Here is a 20,217-nt window from a genome sequence, read left to right as displayed (position 1 = left end):
CGTCTCCAACCTAACCCTCACCGGCTTCCCCTAAAACCAACCTGTGCCGGCAGATATTCACCCGATAGCCAATAATCGCATTATCAACAACAGCCAGGCGCAAACCAGCTTTTTACCCTCCCGGCATGGCGAATCCGGCAACGAGGCGGGCTACCATTCCTGAGGTGAAATCCCGAGGCGCTGCATGCGCGACAGCAGCGTGGTGCGCTTGACGCCCAGCTTGAAGGCCGCGCCGCGCGGCCCGGCCACGATGCCGTTGGCCTCGCGCAGCGCCTGGATAATCCGCACCCGTTCCGCCTCGTCGTTTTCCGGCGGGGCGGTATCGGGCCTTGGCCTGGGCGCCGCATGGGGCGCGGGCGCGTCGGCCACCGGCGCGGCGCGCTGCAGTTCATCGAGGCGCAGGTTCAACGTATTGCCGCGCGTGAGGATCACCGCCCGCTCAATCACATTCTCCAGCTCGCGCACGTTGCCCGGCCACGGATACTGACTGAGCTGGCGCAGGGTCTCGCCGGGAATGCTGTCGATGGCGCGGTTCATGCGCCGGGAGATTTTCTGGGTGAAAAACTTGGCCAGCAGCGGAATATCCTCCGGCCTGTCGCGCAGCGGCGGGATGGTGATGGGAAAAACGTTCAGCCGGTAGTACAGGTCGCTGCGGTATTCCCGATCCGCCACCATTTGCTTCAGATCGCGGTTAGTGGCGGCAATCAGCCGCGCGTTCACCGGAATCACTTTACTGCCGCCGAGCCGTTCGATTTCACGCTCCTGCAATACCCGCAGCAGCTTGGGCTGCAGTTCCAGCGGCATGTCCCCCACTTCGTCGAGAAACAGCGTACCGCCTTCAGCCAGCTCAAAACGCCCCTGGCGGGTCGTAATGGCGCCGGTAAAGGCGCCCTTTTCGTGGCCGAACAAATCGCTTTCCATCAGGCCGGACGGCACGGCGGCGCAGTTCATTTTCACCATGCGTTTGCCGCTGCGCGCGCTGTGGTTGTGAATGGCGCGGGCAATCAGCTCCTTGCCGGTGCCGGTTTCGCCTAAAATCAGCACCGTGCTGTCGCTGTCCGCCACCATTTCCACCTGCTCCAGCAGCGCGCTCATCGCCGCGCTTTGCCAGATAATTTCACCGAAGCTGCCGCTGTCGTGCATCTGCTCGTTGAGCCAGATGTTTTCATGTTCCAGGTTATCCTTTAACCGGGAAATCTCATCATAGGAACGGGCATTGTCCACCGCGATGGCGATACGGGCGCTGACCTGACTGAGCAGGCGCAGGTTGTCCTCGCTAAACGTGTCGCTGCTGCACAGCGCCAGTTTCAGGATGCCCAGCGGCTTGTGCCCGAACACCAGCGGCAGCAGGCATAAGGTCTGCAGCCCGTCATCCAGCATGGCCGCCAAATGGGGATCTTCGTCGCCAAGCTGCGGCGCGTCGCGCAAATCCACCAGCAGCGGCCGGCACTCCGTCAACACCCGCGCCGCCAGGCGGCTGCCCGCCATGGGCACGCGCTTTTGCTCGCGGCGCATCTGCGTGCCCGCCGTATAGCGGGTCAGGTAAACATTAAGCGAGGCGTTGTCGCCGCCGCCCTCGCACAGCGCCAGGCTGATATAGTCGATGCCGAAAAACCGGTGTATCTCCTTTGATACTTCCGCGGCCAGCGCATCCATATCCAGGCAGGAAAGGACCGAATTGGTGACATCCACCAGGATGCGGTGATGATCGCGCTCATGGCGCAACTGGTCGTTTTCCTGGCGCAGGGTTTCATGGACGCCAAGATTTTCCAGCGCCAGCGCCAGCAGCTGCGCCAGGCGGCGCAAAAAAGCCCGTTCGTCCCGGCTGTAATGGTAGCCGTCGGCGCGGGTAAATATCACCTCGCCAAACTGCCTGCGGGGAGAGGCGACCGGCAACGCGCACCGGCTAAGGGGTTCCGCCAGTTCGTCGTCGGGAAGCGGCGCCGGCGCGGCGCGCGCGCCGTTCTTATCGCAAATCAGATGGCGTTTGGGCAGCGAAAGCATCAGGTCAATACACTGACAGGGGATCGGCAGCGGCAACAGCGCGGCCAGCAGGGATTCGGCGTCGCGCTGGAAAAAAAGCCGTTGCGAGAGCTCGATGATCGCATCCTGCCATAACCCGCTATGTTCAGTATCATTCGACGTCTTGAGCATCAGGATAGTTTCGCAATATTCACATTTATTCCTTCGCTGTATTTTAAAGGAGAGTGGAGGGAAAAAATATTCACGCGGGTCATTAATTTGATCTGATGCGGCATTTCATTTTGCGGCCGCGCCGTAACGGGCAAAAACGGCGCAATCGATATATATTTAATTATATTACGATTTATATTTCTCACGGCGGATAATTATTTTGCACCGTGATGAAAATAATTCTCTTTTACATTTTTCCTTGCCGCTCAATGCCCTAGATTTACCCTACCCCGCCCCCGGCATCTTATCATTAATCAACACTGGTATGGGAAATGCATTAATCCTCGCGTCTCACGCTTTTTATCTCTGTAAGCACATGTTCTGAAGGTAAATAACAAGCAGTTATTGCAAAATAACCGGGAGTCATTATGAATAGCGAAAATTATTTTGATCTGCGCCTGCCTGCGGAAATGGCCAAAATGGCCGAGCAGGCGGGGGTATACAAGACCATGAAAAAACCGGAGATGACCTTTTTCCTGGCCATGACCGCCGGCATGTTCATCTCCATTGCCTTTGCTTTTTATATTACCGTGACCGCCGGTCCCGGCCCCGCCGGCGGCCTGACCAAACTGGTGGGCGGGCTGTGTTTTTCGCTGGGCCTGATCCTGGTGGTGGTGTGCGGCGCCGATCTGTTTACCTCAACGGTGCTGACGGTGGTGGCCAAGGCCAGCGGCAAAATCACCTGGCGGCAATTGACCCTGAACTGGATAAACGTTTATATCGGCAACCTGGCGGGGGCGTTGTTTTTCGTGGCGCTGATCTGGTTTGCCGGCCAGTATATGGCGGGCAACGGCGGCTGGGGCCTGAACGTGCTGCAAACCGCCGATCACAAGATGCACCATACCTTTATCGAGGCGGTCTGCCTGGGGATCCTGGCCAACCTGATGGTCTGCCTGGCGGTGTGGCTGAGCTATTCGGGCCATTCGCTCAGCGATAAAATCTTCGCCATGCTGCTGCCCATCGGTATGTTTGTCGCCAGCGGTTTTGAGCACAGCATCGCCAATATGTTCCTGATTCCCCTGGCTATTCTTATCCGTGATTTTGCCCCGCCCGACTTCTGGCAGGCCATCCACGCCTCGCCGGATCAGTACGCCTCGCTGACGGTGGGCCAGTTTATCGTCGATAATCTGATACCAGTGACCCTCGGCAATATTATCGGCGGCGGCCTGCTGGTGGGATTAACCTACTGGGTGATTTACCTGCGTCCGGGCAATGCCCACAGCTAAGCTGCCGGCGCAACCTAACCGGCGGCGGGAAGACGCACAACCCGCGTCGGTTTCTCACCGTCACGGGTGACGAATCGCCGCCGCCGACGGCACTTTTGACGAACAAAAAATCGACAGCCGCCGCCCGTGCCGGCCACCATCAAGCAGCCCCCGCGATCAGGCCAGGTCTTTGGAGATGGCGTACATGCCTTTGATGCCGTTGCCGAAGCGCGCCAGCGCTGCGCGATGATTCGCCAATTCGCTGTAGGGCAGGTAACGCACTTTCATATCGGCCACGCGGCTGAAGGCCGGACGGCGCAGCTGGGCCTGCACCTCCGTCTCACGGTTGTCCGGCGCCACCAGGAACAGCCCTTCGCTGGCCTGGGTATCGCCGCTCAGGGCCAGATCCAGCATGCGCACGATGCCGGAGTAGATCGAGGTGGTATGCTCCACCTCAAACGCCGCCATCACCCGATCGCGCTGCGCGTTCAGCCATAGCACGTCAATCAGCCGGATGGCGTCGGCGGCGGGCGAGGCGACAATATCCGCCGGCAACTGCTCCAGGCAGCCGGACCCGAGCACGCCGTTGCCATAAGGACGCCGGCGATCGTTGGACGCAATCCACACGCTGTAGCCCAGGGCCAGGCCCAGATCGCGCAGCCAGCCCTGGATCTCGGTATGGGTGCGCTCGTTTTCGCCCGCCAGCTGCTGCGCCTTGGCCGCGCCGGCGCCGTCGGCACGCACCTGCGCCAGATCCGCTTCCCAGATCCGGCGCCCCTCGCGGTCATCGGCGCGGGGCGGAACCGGGTAACGCCCGCTGCCCAGATCGAACAATAATCCCGCTATCGCGCCAAAATCGTTCGACAGCAACGGGCGCCAGGTCTCGTTCAGCGCGATAATGCCGCGCCGCATGGCCAGGTACTCCTGCCATTTGCCCAGTTTAACGTTGGCGCCGGTGAGGGCATTGTAGCCTTTGACGATAGCGGTATTGCACGGCGGCATCAGCGTTGGATGGAGAAAATAAAGCAAATTGGCCACCGCCGGCCCCAATCCTTTAATCGCCAGGCGATCGATGTGGTGGATGGCGCTGATAATCGGGTCGGCGCCGGTGCAGCCGGCACAGGTAAACAGCAAATGGCCGAAGGCGCGCTGATGGTCCGCGTTTTCATAAATATCGGGAATACGCAGCTTGGGTTTCCATAAAAAGGCGTGATCGGCGCCCTTGAATATCTGCCGCTGTTCCGCAATCGAATGGACGATGGTTTCCAATGACGAGCCGCGATACTGATTGCCGAAGACCCCGCGCTCGATTTCATCCACCACCTGCGTGATGCCCCGGCGGATCGACCGGAAATTCTTGATGCGCTGATCCCATAAAAACCAGCTTTGATAGGTGCCGGCCGGATCGTTGCGCCACCGCTCGATTAACAGACCCACCGCGTCTTCATTCATCGCTTTCCCACCCTGACATACCCGCCGGCATCATTACCGGAAAACGAAAGCGCAACCGGCCTCTTTTTCAGCGCCGCGCCGCTTTCTGGTTATCGTCATGGCAAAGCGGGGCGCGCGCTTTATTTTAGCCGCCGGGCGCCGGGGGTTATTGTCGTGGATCATCAATTGAGGGACGAAAACCGGCGCGGCGGCAAACGGCGGGCAAGGAGGCGCTCCTTTTTGGCATCGCCTATCGCCGCCTGGCGGCTTAGCAATGGCCCGCGCGCGACGGCCAGGCATGGCATCGCGCGCGTAAGGGGAGTGAAGCCTAAGCGGCCTGCAGGCGAAGGCTATCCACCTTGCGCTGGCGCACAAACAGCAGCATCACCACGATACCGGCCACCGCCAGGATACTGGCGAGGATAAACGCCGAATGGTAGCCGCCGCCGTACTGGATCAAAAAGCCGGTGATGCCGGGGGACAGGATACCGGCCAAATTGGCCAGCAGGTGGACAAACCCGCCGGCGGAACCGATGCGCTGCGCCGGCACGATATCCTGCAACAGCGACCAGCACGCCTGCGGCGTCATATAGGCGAAAACGCTGGCGACGGTTATCAGGGTGACCGCCGCCCCTAAGCTGGACGCATAGGCGGTCATCAGCACGCACAGCGCGGCGATGGCCAGGCCGCACACGATGACCAGCTTGCGCGACAGCAGGAAGTTGCCGGTTTTGCGGAACAGGGCGTCGCAGACGAGCCCGCCGCCGATAAAGCCGACCGTCGCGCCGAGCCAGGGCAGGATGCCGACAATACTCATGCTCTTGATATCCAGATGCTGGAAATCCGTCAGGTAGCTGGGCAGCCATGACAGGAAAAAGAACTGGATATAGTTAAAACAAAAGAACGCCGCCGCCACGCCCAAAACCGGCATCGACAGCACAAAAAAGAACACGCCGTGTTTCTGCGCGCCGGCGGCCGCAGCCGCGGGTTTGGCCGGGCGATCGGCGGTGATCAGCGCCACCTCCTGCGGGGAGACGCGGCGGTGCTGCTCCGGACGGTCGCGAAAAAACACCAGCCACAGCGCCAGCCAGACAAAGCCCAGGCAGGCAATCACCACAAAAGAGACGCGCCAGCCGAAGTTAAGCCCCACCAGGCCGACAATCGGCGCGGCGACGGCCGCGCCCAGCGGCTGGCCGGCGTTGGTAAAGCCCACCGCCCTACCCACTTCCCGGCGCGGAAACCAATTGGAAATGGATTTATTGGTGGTGGTGCCCATCGGTCCTTCGCCGATGCCGAACAGGATGCGCACGATAAGCAGATGGCCAAAACCGGTGGCCAGGGCTGTGGCGCCGCAAAAGAACGACCAGAAGCCGGCGGCCCAGGCATACACTCTGCGCGGGCCGAACCTGTCCGCCCCCCAGCCGCCGATAAAGCAGAACAGGCAATAGCCGACAAAAAAGAAGCTGAATAAAATGCCCATCTGCGCATCGCCGATATGCAAATCCTGTTTAATCAGCGGCGCCATCACCGAGAGCGCCGCGCGATCGAGATAGTTGAGCATGCCGGCGGCGAACAGCAGCAACGCCACGATAAAACGATAGTTATGCTTAAACATCAGGCTTTCTCCCGGGTCAGGCTGCTATGGGCAACGCGGTAGCGTGCGAGAAGGTCTTCATCCGGGGCGAATCCCAGCCCCGGGGTGGTGGGCAGCCGCAGGCGCGGCTGGAAATCCAGTTCGGCATATAAGGGTTCGGGCCACTGCAAATAGGGCACCTCGAGCGCGATATCCTCCGGCAACGTGGCCACCAGATGCGCCGTGGCCAATAGCGCCGCGCCATAATAGAAGCAATGCGGCACCACTTTTACCCCGTAATGGCGCGCCAGCCGGTAAACGTCAAGGGCGGCGCTGATGCCGCCGATTTTGGCCACGCTCGGCTGGGCGACGCTGACGGCCCCCGCCGCGAAATGCTGTAGAAATCCCTGCACGCCCTGGGCATTTTCGCCGGCGGCGATGGGCGTGCCGCAGGCCCGCACCCGGGCCAGTCCGGCCAGATCGTCCGGCGGCCAGACCGGTTCCTCCAGCCAGGCCAGGCCCAGTTCATTGAGGGCCTGCGCCCGCCGGCAGGCTTCGTCCACCGGCCACGGGCAGTTTACGTCCACCATCAGCTGCGCGTCGTCCGGCAAGGCGTCGCGCGCCGCCGCGATGGCGGCATACTCGGTTTCATGCAGCTTGATGGCGCGAAAGCCGGCGCGGTAGGCGCGCAGGGCATGGGCGGCCACCTGCGACGGGTCGTTGTCATAGCTTACCAGGCTGGCGTACACGCCAATTTCCCCGCGTGCGGCGCCCAATAGCTGCCACAACGGTTTACCGGCCTGTTTGGCGCACAGATCCCATAAGGCGATATCCATCGCCGACAGCGCGAACTGGACCGGCCCGCTGCGGCCAAAGGCATGAAAAGCCCGCTGCGCGTGATCCATCAGTTGTCCTAAGCCCGCGGTCGTGCCGTCGAAGGACCGGCCGAGGAAAAATCGTCCCACCGGGCCGTCCAGCGCGGCGTAGGTCACGGGATTGGACAAATGACCAAACCCCTCGCCCCATCCCTGCAGACCGTCGTCCGTGGTCACACGCACCAATAATGTTTCCATGCGGGTCAGCTCGCGCGAGGCGGCATTATAGGCGTCATCCCCGCCGCCGCCCGTCTGGTCGCTGCTTCTGCCGGACGTGAACGGCATCGCCACGCGCATCACTTCAATCGCGGTAATCTTCATAACCTGTGCCTCTACGCGGTCGGTTTATTTGCCGGATATCGGCGTTAAGTTATTGGGATATAAGTCATTATAGTTAGCGGTTTTTGCGCCAACATTGGAAAACGGCACAGTGTTGCGCGTGGGGAAATGAAATTATTTGTGCAAATGAATAAGATGGTGAGAGGCCGGTCACGAAATTTCAGTGCGGGATGCGCGGCGTGCCGGCGCGGGCGCGCCGGCGGCAATAAGCCCCGGGGGGGCGATTATTTATCGTTGCCCGAGGCTATCTGGGCGTTCTTGTTATCGCGTTCGGCCCGGCTGTCTTTGGCCGCCGCCCGGGCCTTTTCGGCCATGGCGTCCGTCTGCTCATCGGTCAATTCTTCTTCCGCCTCGAAAAGCTTACCCAGCCCCTGGCTGATGGTCACATCCTCGGGTTTCTGTCCTTCGCCGGCATTGGATTCGCCGGTTTTTACCGCATCGGTTTTAGGGTCGGTCATGGCGTTGTGCTCCATTCAAGAGATAAAAAGGTCTATACCGCTAAGCATAGACCTTTAATGGCATTACCGACCCATTCTATTACGCCGATAGACAGACACGGCGTGCTAATCGATGCGCGGCAGCCAGGCCGCGCCGCGAACCCCGCTGGAATCACCATGACGGGCTTTGCGCACCGGCGTATCGCACTCGCCGCCGAATACCCATTGCGGCAATAGCGCCGGCAGCGTGGTATACAGCCGATCCACGTTGCTCATGCCGCCCCCCAGCACAATCACCCGCGGGTCCAGGGTATTAATCACGCCGGCCAGCGCCTTGGCCAGGCGGCGCTCATACTGCTGCAGCGCCAGTTCGGCGTCGCCGTCGCCGTCCCCGGCGCGCCGGGCGATTTCCGCGCCGCTCAGGGTCGCCCCGGCGGCGCGCCGGTAGGCGGTGGCAAAACCGGTGCCGGAGATAAAGGTTTCATTACAGCCGGTTTTGCCGCAGTAACAGGGCACCTCGCGCTGGTATACCAATTCGGTCGCGTCGGGCCAGGGCAGCGGATTATGGCCCCACTCGCCGGCGATGCCGTTATGGCCGGCATATACCCGGCCGTTGACCGCCAGGCCCCCGCCGCAGCCGGTGCCGATGATCACCGCGAACACCATTTCCTCGCCGGCGCCGGCGCCGTCGGTGGCCTCGGATATCGCCAGGCAGTTGGCGTCGTTGGCAACCGTAATGGGACGCCCCAGCAGCGCGCCCAAATCCTCCTTGAACGGCCGGCCGTTAAGCCATACCGAATTGGCGTTCTTGACCTTGCCGGTCAGCCGGGACAGGCTGCCGGGAATGCCGATGCCGATGGAGCCCTGTTCGCCCACCGCCCGCTCCGCCCCCAGGATCAGATCGCGGATGGTGGCAAGCGTCGCCGCATAATCGTCGCGCGGCGTCGGCACCCGGTAACGGTACAGTTCGCCGCCCGCCGGATCCAGCGCGATAACCTCGGTCTTGGTGCCGCCTAAATCAATGCCAATATACATACGGATACCTTTGTTATGCCGATGTCTGTCACGGGTTGCGCTGCTTTAGCCGCTTGCCGAGCCAGGCAAACAGGCCGCGGCACACCACGATGACGATGATAATGCCGCCCCAGGTGGCGGTGATCATAAACGGATCCAGCCGCAGCAGGTTCAGGCCGCTGGAGATAAGCTGCAGGATAATCACCGCCAGCACCACGCCGGATACCCGGCCGAAACCGCCGAACGGACTGACTTTGCCCAGGAACGCCGCCAGCACCGCCACCAGCAGGTACGAATCCGCATAGCTGGCCTTGACCGAGTTCAGCTGGCCTATCATCACCAGCGCGGTCAGGGCGGCGAAACACGACGACAGCACATACTGGATCACCGTCACCTTGACGGTATTGACGTTGGAAAAGCGCGCGGCCACCGGATTGGAACCCATCATGTACAGGTTAAAACCAAACCGGGTCTTATTGAGGATCACCGAGGCGACGATGGCGGCGGCGGCAAACAGATACAGCGAGTTGGGCACGCCGAAACTCTGGCCATTGCCGATATTCACCAGCGCCGGCGGAAATCCGGTAATGGTATACCCCTTGGTAAAGACCACATTCAGGCCGGAAATCAAGGTCATGGTGCCCAGGGTCACCAGGATGTCCGGAATTTTCAGCAGGGCTATCAGCAAACCATTGACTACGCCCACCAGAATGCAGGCCAGCAGCCCCAGGAAAATGGCCAGCGCCACCATCTCGCCCGAGGCCAGCTTCATGCCGTTAACCGACACGGATTGCAAAAACAGGGCGATGACGATGCCGTTCAGGTTGGTGGTGGCGATAATCGACAGGTTAATGCCGCCGGACAACATGGAAATCATCATGCCCAGCGACAGGAAACCGACGATGGGCAGTTGATACGCCATGGAGCTGAAGTTCTGCAGGCTGAGGAATTTGTCGCCGTTCAAGGCATACATCACCATAAAGACCGCCGCCAGCACCACATACAGCGAGGCGTTTTCTTTCAGCGCCGGCGGCAGGCCCGCCGCCGCGCCCGGTAGTGTATTACTGTTGCCGACCGCTTTCATGATGGCTCCTTAAGTTCAACCAAAACCCGCACCCGCGAACGCCGTTGCTTGATGACCTGCAGCGCGTTAGCCGCTACGCTTACCAGGATCACCAGGCCGGTGAATACGTTGTAATAATAGGGAGAGACTTTCAGCAGGGTCAGGCTATTGCTGAGAATGGCGAACAACAGTACCCCGAGCAGCGTGCCCGGCACGGTGCCGCGCCCGCCGGTGACCGATGCCCCGCCCAATACCACGGCGGCGATGACCTGCAGTTCCGACCCGACGATGGAATTGGGGATCACCGTTTGCACAATCGACACCTGGACGATACTGGCAAAACCGGAAATGGCCCCCACCAGGGTATAGATAAACAAGGTGGTTTTTTTCAGGTTGAATCCCACCCGTTCGGCGGAGAGCGCATTGCCGCCCACCGCGTACAGGCTGCGCCCCAGGATGGTATGGCGCAGGAAAAAATGCAGGACAATCGCCAGCAAGAACCACAGGCAGGTGACAAAGCTGATGCCGTAAAGCGAGCCGTTGGCGGCATGCAGCGGGAAAATCTTTAATTCCGCCAGCCCAAGGAACGACGGCGGAATATCGTAAATCAGGTCGCCCTGGGTCACGACATACAATAAGCCGTAGAACAGGCTGTTGGTGGCGATGGTGACGATAATGGCGGTAATCTTGAAATAATAAATTATGACGCCGTTTAATAAGCCCATGGCCGCGCCGATTATCATGCTGCACAAAATCGCCAGGTAAATATTGTCCAGATTGGCCTGCAAAAACCAATACACCACGGCGTACTGCGCCACCTGGGCGATGGCGGTAAACGACACGTCGAAACCGCCGGAGAGCAGTACCAGCAGCACCCCGAGGGCGAAGATCCCCAGCACCGTATAGGATTTAAGCAGGCTGGCGATATTGTCCAATGACAGGAAGGCCGGATTGTTCAGGGCGATGGCGATGGAAAATACGATAATCAGTATTAACAGCACTGCTTCACGCGCTTTAAAAAGTTTAACAAAAGCCATAATAAGACCACCTCTTGATATCAGGCACTTTCCATCTCCTGCTGCAACGCCTCGTTGTCGACGGCATCGGTCGCGTATTCCTTACCGAAACGCCCCCGGGTCATCATGATGATGCGATCGCAATTCGCCAGCAGCTCCGGCAGTTCGTCGGAAATAAACACGATGCCCATACCCGCCGCCGCTTTTTCTTTCACCGTCTGGTAGATATAACTTTTAGCGCCGACGTCGATGCCCACCGTCGGGCTGTCGAGGATAAAGATGCGCGGATTGGTCGCCAGCCATTTGGCCAGCACCACTTTTTGCTGATTGCCGCCCGACAGCATGCGGATCTCTTTATCCATGCCGCCGTATTTCACCTGCATGCCCTGGAGCAATCCCCTTACCGCGGCGCGCATTTTGCGGCTGTTAATCAGTTTCAGCGGATTAAGGTAATCCTTCAGCGAGCAGATGGCGGTATTGGCAGCAATGCTTTGCTCCATGATAAGCCCCTGCGCGAGCCGGTCCTCCGGCACATAGGCAATGCCGTTGGCCACGGCGGCGCTGATGCCGCCGATGCGCACCGGACGGTTATCAATCAGTATTTGCCCCTCCTGGGCCGGCTCCACGCCGAACAGCGCCAGCGCCAGCTCGGTGCGCCCCGCGCCCAGCAGGCCGGCGATACCCAGCACCTCGCCCTGGTGTAAATCGAAACTGATATCCTGGAAACTGTTTTTCTTGCTGAGCCCGCGCACGCTCAGCAGCACGTTCTGCGTGGCATGGGAGACGCGCGGCGGATAGGTCAGTTCATACCCCAGCATCAGCTCTTCAATCCGCGCGGTGGTCAGCGCGTGGGCGGCGACGGTATCGATCAGCCGCCCGTCGCGCATGACGGTAATGCGATCGCAGATTTCCAGCAGTTCGTTCAGCTTATGGCTGATAAAAATAAACGAGATGCCCCGGGAACGCAGGCGGTTAAGAAGGGTAAACAGATGTTTGATTTCGGTGCGCGTCAGGGCGGTGGTCGGCTCATCAAGGATAATCAGCCGCGAGTCGTTGATCAGCGCCCGGGCGATGGCCACCAATTGCTGTTTGGCAATGGGCAAATCCTCCACCAGGGCATCCAGGTCCAGGCTGACGCCCAACTGCCCGATAATGGCCTTCACCTGCTCCTGATAGGCGCTGGAAAACACCCAGGGTTTCTGGTCGTTGATCATCTGGCTGATGTAGATATTTTCCATTACCGTCAGGTTGGGAAATAACGACAGATCCTGGTAGATAATGCCGATACCCTGTTTTACCGCCTCGATGGCGGAATATTTTTCGATGCGCCGGCCGTTGATGCGCAGCAAACCGCGATCGTAGGCCAGGACCCCGGCGACAATCTTCATCAGGGTCGACTTACCGCAGCCGTTCTCCCCCACTAAACCGTGAATTTCCCCGACGTTAATGTCAAAACTGACATCATTGAGGGCGGTGACCCCGTCAAATGTCTTGGTAACATGTTCAACGGCAAGAAATTCCATGTCGTATTCCTCAGGCGTAACGGCGTGGTTCCCGGTCAGGGGCGCCACGCCTGGAGTGGTTATGATTAGAAATCGTACTGGCTGTAGTTTTCCTTGGTGACCGTCAGCGGCTTATCAAAAATGATATTTTTGCCGTCGACAACCGGCTTGCCGATGCCGGGGATTTCCAGGCCGTTCTTGATTTGATCGCGTTTGCCGTCAAGGATCATCTTGGCGATATAGGTCATGGAATAGGCGGCATCGCCCGGGCTCCAGAGCACGGAGGTGGTAATGGAACCGTCCTTGAGGAACGAGGCGCTTTCCTTGGGCGAAGTGGTGCCCATCACGGTCAGCTTGCCTACCAGCCCCTTTTCGCGCAGCGCCTGGGCGGCACCCGGCGCGCCCTGGCTGCCGAAGGAGATCACGCCTTTTAAATCCGGATAGGTCGACAGCAGTTCCAGCGTTTTCTGGCGCGAGGCGTTACGGTCCTCGCTGACCGGGAAACGGTCGGCAATAAGCTTCAGGTTCGGGTATTTTTCCTTGGCCTCCTTGATGGCGGCGTCCGCCCAGATATTATGGGCCGGCACGGTAAGCGAGCCGACAAAAATGGCATATTCCCCGCCGTCTTTAGCGTGCTGGGCAAATTGATCCATCATATATTTGCCGAATTTTTCATTTTCAATCATTTCCACATCGTAATCGGCATTGGGCTGATTCACCGATTCATGGGTAATCACCACGATGCCCTTTTCATGGGCGCGGGCAAATACCGGCTCGCAGGAGCTGGCGTTGTTCGGCACCACCAGCAGCGCATTAACGCCCTGGCTTATCGAATCCTCGATAATACGCACCTGCTGCGCCTCATCCGGCGACGCGGGCGCCTGCTGATAGACCTTGACATCAAAATCCTTACCGGCTTTTTTCAGCCCTTTTTCATAATCGTTAAACCAGGCGGAGCGTAATTTCGGGATGCCCACCATGGTTAATTCCTTGTCGGCGGCGCCGCTGATGCTGGGCAACAGGCTGACGGACGCGCCCAACAGCATGCAGAGCGCCATTGCATTGATCTTTTTCATGGTTTTTCCTTATCGCTGACTAAGCTTTATCAGGCGGGATAACGGCTTTCGGGTTGCGGGATAGCGCCGGCATTGCCTAATTCGATCACCGCGCCCTGAAACCGTTCTTCGGTATCAAGATAATAAAAAACATCGTCACCTATATTGCCGCTTTGCACCACCTGGTAGCCGCGCGCCGCATAACGCGCAATCGCCTGGTCGCAATCCTGGAAATACAGCTTCATGTGGTGCAGGCCGTAGCCGTGCTTTTCAATATATTCGTCATAGATGCTATAACCGCTGACCGGCTGCATTAATTCCATTTGAATTCCATTAACCCAGCACACGGCTATTTTATAAATATGCTCCGCCGGTTTGCCGCGATAGAGGGAATGGCGAATATTGTGCGGACCATAGGTATACACATCCCAGGGGCCGATATCGCATACTTGATAATAATGCGCCATGGCGTCATCCAGGTTTTCCACCAGATGCGCTATTTGAATAATGTCACCGTCTTTCATCGTGGAACCTTTTTGAATAAGGGTAAGGGTCTCAGGCAAATTTTTGCGGCAAGCCTTCCAGATTGGTATGGCGTGTTTTCATCTCGTCGAGGGAAATACCGGTTTTTTCAATCAACAGCATGGTAATGATATCGACAAACAGAAACAGCGATTGCTCCAGCAGCGAGGACATCGGCTGGATTGACGGCACTTCCTGGTCGCCGCCGAAAATCTGTCCCGGCACGCGCACGGTCAGATCGGCATAGCCGCCGTGTTCGTTTTCCGGATGGGCGGTAAGCAGCGCCACCCGGGCGCCGGCCTCCTTGGCCAGCTTTATCACGTTCAGCTCGACATTGGTGACCGCGCAATGGCCGATCAGCAAGTCGCCCGCGCCAAGACAGGGCGTGGTGGTGTCGTAGACCACATAGCTGTCGAACCCCATGTGTTTCAGGCGCATGGCGAACGCGCGCACCGAGAGTTGCATTCGCCCCATGGCATAGAGTTGAATGGTCTTTGCTTTACAAATTTCATCCATCAATTGGCTTATTTCAGCTTCATCCACGGCCAGCAGGGTGGCTTTGTTTTCCGCTATCACCTGTTCTACCAGGCCTTTGTAGGTATACATCGGCAATTCCTCACTTTTATCATCGTCGGCGGGAGGCACAATATAATTTACATGTTAGCTGATATGTAAAATTAATTAGCCAACATATGCATACAACATACGATAAATTTTTGGCATATCTATCGATATTGATCACATTTTTTACGCCGAAATGTTAAATATTATGATGAAATGTGCAGTTAAGTGATAAGGATCACATTACTATTGCGCGATATTCCGTTACCTGCCTGTTGACATCCTGTCCCCCAGCAGGAGCGCTATGACGCCGGCAGCAAACCGCGACCTGGCGCGGCGCGCTTCGCATCCGCGCCGGCTACGGCATTGGCGGCGACATAAAGATTGAACAAAAATGCCGCCCGGCCGGGGCGGCGAAAAAAACCGGAAAAAAATCTCGATTTAGCGCGCTGCTCGTGGGTTTATTTATCGCTGAAACAGGATAATCGGCCGCTAAACATAGGCGCTATCGCCGTATTTATCAGCCGAATAACCCGCTTGATTTTACAACTTTTATCATTTATGGTGTTTTGCAACATTACGCGACGCATGTTGTACAGTAGCTGTAATAATCCAGCGGTCCTCACTCATTTCTTTTGGATAATTAATTTCAGCATGGGCAAAAGAATCATCATGGCGAAAAGAGGTAAACTGGATAGCGTTTTTTTGAATATCGAACAGCGCATTCGCGACAATATTTACCAGGAAGGCCAGCGTCTGCCGTCGGAATCGGTATTATGCGATGAATTCTCGGTATCGCGCCCCACCGTCTCCAAGGCGCTGTCCAAACTGCGGGAACTGGGGCTTATCAGCAGCACCCAGGGGTCCGGCCATTATGTCTGCGCGCGGCAGCAGCCGGCGGCGGCGGCGCAGGGAGAACTGACCCTCGGCATCCTCTCGCCGCGCATGGAAGCCAATGAAAGCGGCTTCCTGTTCGAGCAGATCTTTAAGTCCATTGCATCGCTCTCCCAGCAGTTCAATTTCTCCCTGGTCTGGAACGGCATCGTCACCATGGGCATCGACGCCAGTAAGCAGAAAATAATCCAGACCATTGAAAACATCATCGATCGCTACATTAAAAATAATGTTCACGGGATATTTTTTATACCGATAGAGTTCCATCCCTTCGCCGATGAAATTAACCAGATGATCCTGCAAAAACTTTCTTTGTTCAATATCAGAGTCATCCTGGTTGACAGCGATTTCAAAGCCTATCCTAATAAGTGCGCCTACGATCTGGTGGGCATTGATAATATTGCCGCCGGTTTTGAAGTCACCCGCCATTTATTAAAAAACGCGACCCGTCGCGTTGATTTTTTATGTGAAAACTATTCGGCGCATACCGTTTCAATGCGCATCATGGGCTATAAGCTGGCGCTGCTGGACGCCGGCATCCAAGCGCAGGAAGGCTGGGTGCACAAGGGTCTGGCGGGGGATAAGGACTTTATTAACGGCGTTCTCGACGGCGGCGCCACGAATATTGTCTGCGCCAATGATTTTACCGCCATGAAATTATTATCCACCTGCGGCCAGATAGGCCGCCAGGTTAATGTCGTCGGCTTTGACGATAATGAATACTCCGCCCTGCTCGGTATTCCGCTGACCACCTATAAACAGCCCTTTGGCGATATTGCCAGGAACGCCATATTCCTAATGCTTAACCGGCTGCAGTTTCCCCAGGACGCGCCGCGCCATCTGCAGCTGCGCGGCGAGATGATCATCCGCTCGTCCTGCGGCACGCGCCGCGACCCCGCTTGAGATACATTTCTTCATAGTTCCACGGGCCGTGCGCCGGGCATGGCCGCCATCCCACGCTAGACTTGAGATAGAGCCATTCCGTAGAACCTACTCCGAAGGAGCAATGACATGGAAAATACGACCTCGCAGGTTTCCGCCCCCGACGCCGCCGAACTGGCGCTGATCGACCGCTACTGGCGGGCGGCGAATTACCTGTCGGTGGGCCAGATCTACCTGATGGATAACCCCCTGCTGCGCCGGCCGCTGTTGCCGGACCATATCAAGCCGCGCCTGCTCGGCCACTGGGGCACCACTCCCGGCCTTAATTTCATCTATGCACACCTGAACCGGGTTATCCGCGCCCGCGACCTGGATATGATTTATATCTGCGGGCCGGGGCACGGCGGCCCCGGCATGGTGGCCAATACCTGGCTGGAAGGCACCTACAGCGAGATTTATCCGGATATTTCCGACGATGCCGAAGGCATGCGCAAACTGTTTCGCCAGTTTTCCTTTCCCGGCGGCATTCCGAGCCATGCGGCGGCGGAAACGCCGGGTTCCATTAACGAAGGCGGCGAGCTGGGCTATGCCCTGGTCCATGCCTACGGCGCCGTGTTCGATAATCCCGATCTGATCGCCGCCTGCGTTATCGGCGACGGCGAGGCCGAAACCGGGCCGATGGCCGCCAGCTGGCATTCCAATAAATTTATCAACCCCGCCCGCGACGGCGCGGTGCTGCCTATCCTGCATCTTAATGGCTATAAAATCGCCAATCCTACCCTGCTCGGGCGCAGCAGCGATGACGATTTGCGTCAGCTGTTCCAGGGCTACGGCTACCGGCCGATTTTCGTCGCAGGCCATGAGCCGGCCAAAATGCATCCGCTGATGGCCGCCGCGTTCGACCAGGCGTTCGATGAGATCCGCGCCATCCAAAACGACGCGCTCACCGGCAACGCCGCGCCGCAATCGCTCCCCCGCTGGCCGATGATTATCCTGCGCAGCCCCAAGGGCTGGACCGGGCCGAGAGAGGTGGACGGCAAAAAGGTCGAGGGCTTCTGGCGCGCCCATCAGGTGCCGGTGGCGGGCTGTCGCGAGGACGAGGGCCACCGGCAGATCCTGGAACACTGGCTGCGCAGCTATAACCCGGACGATTTGTTCGACGGCAACGGCCGTTTGCTGCCGGAACTGCGCAAACTGGCGCCGGAGGGCGGCAGGCGCATGGGCGCCAATCCCAATGCCAACGGCGGTCTGCTGCGTAAGGCGCTGAAGGCGCCGGCAATCCAGGATTATGCGGTGGCCAGCAAGAAACGGGGGGATATCCAGGCCGAAGCCACCAAAATATTCGGCGAGTACCTGCGCGATATCTTCCGGCTCAATGCGGATAATGCCAACTTTCGCCTGTTCGGCCCCGACGAAACCGCCTCCAATCGTTTAAGCAGCGTGTTCGAGGCCACTAACCGGGTCTGGATGGAGGAAACCAAAGCTTACGACGAGCAGCTGTCCCAGGACGGTCGGGTGATGGAGGTGCTGAGCGAGCATCTGTGCCAGGGCTGGCTGGAAGGCTACCTGCTCACCGGCCGCCACGGGCTGTTTTCCTGTTATGAAGCCTTTATCCATATTGTCGATTCCATGTTCAATCAGCATGCCAAATGGCTCAAGGTGTCGCGCGCCCTGCCCTGGCGCAAGCCCGTTTCCTCGCTCAATTACCTGCTGTCCTCGCACGTCTGGCGCCAGGATCATAACGGCTATAGCCATCAGGATCCGGGTTTTGTCGATCTGGTCGCCAATAAAAAGGCTGATATCGTGCGCATCTATTTCCCGCCGGACGCCAATACGCTGCTGTGGGTCGGCGATCATTGCCTGAAAACCTACGATCGCATTAATGTGATCGTGGCCGGCAAGCAGCCCGCGCCGCAGTGGCTGTCTATGGACGAGGCGGTGACACACTGCGAGGCCGGTCTGGGCATCTGGGACTGGGCCGGCAACGAGGACGGCACCACCGCCCCCGATGTGGTGATGGCCTGCGCCGGCGACGTGCCCACCATGGAAACGCTGGCCGCCGTCGAGCTGTTGCGCCGGCACGTGCCGGAGCTGCGCATCCGGGTCGTCAACGTGGTGGATCTGCTGGCGCTGGAGTCCGAGACACAGCATCCGCACGGCCACAGCGATGAATTTTTCGATAGGCTTTTTACCCCCGACCGGCCGGTGATTTTTGCCTATCACGGTTATCCGTTCCTGATCCACCGCCTCACCTATAAGCGGAAAAATCACGCCAATATCCATGTGCACGGCTTTATGGAGGAAGGCACCACCACCACGCCGTTCGATATGACCGTGCTGAATAAACTTGATCGTTTCCATCTGGCCATGGCGGCGATCAAACGCATTCCCGGACTGAAGGATTCCGCCAAGGCCGCCGCCGCCATCGATTTTTTCAAGGCCAGGCTGGATGAACATTATCATTATGTGCGCGAGCACGGCGACGATCTGCCCGACGTCAAGGAGTGGAAGTGGCAAAAAATCAGCTAAGGCGCACGTCCAGATGACGCTGGGTGCGCAGACCCGGCTAAAGGACGCTATCCCGCGCTATCTTTCAGCGAGCAATCACCCTGCATCAAGGTGATAGGGGTTTTCCCGCGGGATACCTATCCGGTGACATGGATGTTAACCACCCGTGGATGTAAAAAGCCTGAAGGGGCACAGAGAGGATGCGGAAGATAAGAGTATGGGCGATGGGAAAATGATACTGATGAACCCTGATCGCTGATTTGTTGGCTTGGCGTCTAAAAATACCCGCCCAGGCGCCTGAAGAAAGGGCGATTTGCTCATTTAATCCTTTTCTTCGTGCGTCATTTATTGATTCCCATAATTTAATTGTTCTCCGGTATCATAGGCACAAAAAAATTTAAATAAATCAACAGCCGCTCAGAACAGAAACTTTCCGGTGAAGATGCGGCTATCACCTTAATAGCACGACGATAATAGCCACGCTGCGCACCCGGCAAATTCAGCGCCCCCAAAACCCGTTTTGGAGGCGCAATGACTACCTTAACCCTGTCATCACTTAATCCGCCCTATTACGACACGACGGTCATTAAGAGGGTATCAGCAGTTTTTACCAAAGTGCTTTTCATCTCATCGGTGCGGGTAACGCGTTGTTTTCCCCGATGCTAACTAAGAGCTGCGGCCGCCGCCATGGCTGTGTTGACCGCCTTTCTTGCCTGCTTCCGAGGCTTTTTCAGGATCGTTCTTAAAGTTGCCGCCACTCTGCTGACCGCCTTTTTTACCCGCGTCGGACGCTTTCTGTTTATCTTCGGCGAAGTTGCCGGAACCGCCACGATGTTCAGCCATGTTAACCTCCAATTGCAGATGATATCATCAAGCCGTTAGATATTACCCATCTTATTAATACTACTCATTTAACGGGCTTGAACTGTTTATTGATGACTATTTATTACACGTGACTCATCATCAATGGAATTAATGTTAGGCAAGGTTCTCTAAAAGAGCAAATACGGCATTTAGGTGAAAATGACCCTCATAATGAATTTCAACATACTGAAAAAGATGTATTTTTTGCATTTATGTTTTATGGGATTATTTATTAACATAATAGAAATGGTGATTTTTATTAATTAAATCAACAACAAATTAC

Annotated in this window: 16 protein-coding genes; 3 read left to right on the top strand and 13 right to left on the bottom strand. The window is 57.6% G+C overall.

Annotated elements, in window-relative coordinates; translation table 11 throughout:
- Positions 1-150: 150 nt before the first annotated feature.
- Positions 151-2,154 carry a sigma 54-interacting transcriptional regulator gene (locus ACL2XG_RS21925; RefSeq protein WP_413721264.1) on the bottom strand — a complete coding sequence of 668 codons (2,004 nt, stop codon included), beginning with the start codon at positions 2,152-2,154 and terminating at the stop codon, positions 151-153.
- A 407-nt stretch (positions 2,155-2,561) separates the two neighbouring features.
- On the opposite strand from ACL2XG_RS21925, the gene focA reads away from it, so the two are divergent.
- Positions 2,562-3,419 carry a formate transporter FocA gene (gene focA / locus ACL2XG_RS21920; RefSeq protein WP_410013858.1) on the top strand — a complete coding sequence of 286 codons (858 nt, stop codon included), beginning with the start codon at positions 2,562-2,564 and terminating at the stop codon, positions 3,417-3,419.
- Positions 3,420-3,575: 156 nt separating this feature from the next.
- Here focA and ACL2XG_RS21915 read toward each other — a convergent pair whose 3' ends face one another.
- The 11 genes from ACL2XG_RS21915 to ACL2XG_RS21865 all read right to left on the bottom strand — a co-directional run bounded on the left by ACL2XG_RS21915 (position 3,576) and on the right by ACL2XG_RS21865 (position 14,831).
- Positions 3,576-4,850 carry a type II restriction endonuclease gene (locus ACL2XG_RS21915; RefSeq protein ID WP_410013857.1) on the bottom strand — a complete coding sequence of 425 codons (1,275 nt, stop codon included), beginning with the start codon at positions 4,848-4,850 and terminating at the stop codon, positions 3,576-3,578.
- 307 nt (positions 4,851-5,157) lie between these two features.
- Positions 5,158-6,444 (bottom strand): MFS transporter, encoded by a 1,287-nt coding sequence (locus tag ACL2XG_RS21910; protein WP_410013854.1) that lies wholly within the window; start codon positions 6,442-6,444, stop codon positions 5,158-5,160.
- Positions 6,444-7,598, bottom strand: coding sequence for a mandelate racemase/muconate lactonizing enzyme family protein (locus ACL2XG_RS21905; protein ID WP_413721265.1), 1,155 nt, complete (start codon positions 7,596-7,598; stop codon positions 6,444-6,446). Before ACL2XG_RS21905 ends, ACL2XG_RS21910 begins: the two co-directional genes overlap by 1 nt.
- Positions 7,599-7,840: 242 nt before the next feature.
- Positions 7,841-8,074, bottom strand: a complete 234-nt coding sequence (locus ACL2XG_RS21900) for a hypothetical protein (RefSeq protein ID WP_410013852.1) — start codon at positions 8,072-8,074, stop codon at positions 7,841-7,843.
- A gap of 105 nt (positions 8,075-8,179) precedes the next feature.
- Complete coding sequence (mak, locus tag ACL2XG_RS21895) at positions 8,180-9,088, bottom strand: fructokinase (RefSeq protein ID WP_410013851.1); 909 nt, start codon at positions 9,086-9,088, stop codon at positions 8,180-8,182.
- A 28-nt stretch (positions 9,089-9,116) separates the two neighbouring features.
- Complete coding sequence (locus ACL2XG_RS21890) at positions 9,117-10,151, bottom strand: ABC transporter permease (RefSeq protein WP_413721266.1); 1,035 nt, start codon at positions 10,149-10,151, stop codon at positions 9,117-9,119.
- Entirely contained in the window at positions 10,148-11,167 is a 1,020-nt protein-coding gene (locus tag ACL2XG_RS21885) for an ABC transporter permease (protein WP_413721267.1), read from the bottom strand. Before ACL2XG_RS21885 ends, ACL2XG_RS21890 begins: the two co-directional genes overlap by 4 nt.
- 20 nt (positions 11,168-11,187) lie before the next feature.
- Positions 11,188-12,669 carry a sugar ABC transporter ATP-binding protein gene (locus ACL2XG_RS21880; RefSeq protein WP_410013848.1) on the bottom strand — a complete coding sequence of 494 codons (1,482 nt, stop codon included), beginning with the start codon at positions 12,667-12,669 and terminating at the stop codon, positions 11,188-11,190.
- Positions 12,670-12,734: 65 nt separating this feature from the next.
- A complete protein-coding gene (locus ACL2XG_RS21875; RefSeq protein WP_410013847.1) occupies positions 12,735-13,724 on the bottom strand; it encodes an autoinducer 2 ABC transporter substrate-binding protein in 990 nt (329 codons plus the stop codon).
- Between the two features lie 29 nt (positions 13,725-13,753).
- Complete coding sequence (locus ACL2XG_RS21870) at positions 13,754-14,227, bottom strand: VOC family protein (RefSeq protein ID WP_410013846.1); 474 nt, start codon at positions 14,225-14,227, stop codon at positions 13,754-13,756.
- 31 nt (positions 14,228-14,258) lie between these two features.
- Positions 14,259-14,831, bottom strand: coding sequence for a sugar isomerase (locus ACL2XG_RS21865; protein ID WP_410013845.1), 573 nt, complete (start codon positions 14,829-14,831; stop codon positions 14,259-14,261).
- 627 nt (positions 14,832-15,458) lie between these two features.
- Here ACL2XG_RS21865 and ACL2XG_RS21860 point away from each other — a divergent pair.
- Both ACL2XG_RS21860 and ACL2XG_RS21855 read left to right on the top strand, forming a co-directional pair.
- Positions 15,459-16,583: a GntR family transcriptional regulator gene (locus ACL2XG_RS21860; RefSeq protein ID WP_410013844.1), complete on the top strand. Its 1,125-nt coding sequence runs from the start codon at positions 15,459-15,461 to the stop codon at positions 16,581-16,583.
- A gap of 108 nt (positions 16,584-16,691) precedes the next feature.
- Positions 16,692-19,091 carry a phosphoketolase gene (locus tag ACL2XG_RS21855; RefSeq protein WP_413721268.1) on the top strand — a complete coding sequence of 800 codons (2,400 nt, stop codon included), beginning with the start codon at positions 16,692-16,694 and terminating at the stop codon, positions 19,089-19,091.
- Positions 19,092-19,736: 645 nt separating this feature from the next.
- Here the strand turns inward: ACL2XG_RS21855 and ACL2XG_RS21850 are convergent.
- Positions 19,737-19,913 (bottom strand): general stress protein, encoded by a 177-nt coding sequence (locus tag ACL2XG_RS21850; protein ID WP_410013842.1) that lies wholly within the window; start codon positions 19,911-19,913, stop codon positions 19,737-19,739.
- Positions 19,914-20,217: the final 304 nt, after the last annotated feature.

The organism is Sodalis sp. RH24 (assembly GCF_047324145.1).
Lineage (GTDB): Bacteria > Pseudomonadota > Gammaproteobacteria > Enterobacterales > Enterobacteriaceae > Acerihabitans.
The sequence above is the reverse complement of the archived record's forward strand: the minus strand, read 5'-3'. Positions and strand labels throughout refer to the sequence as shown.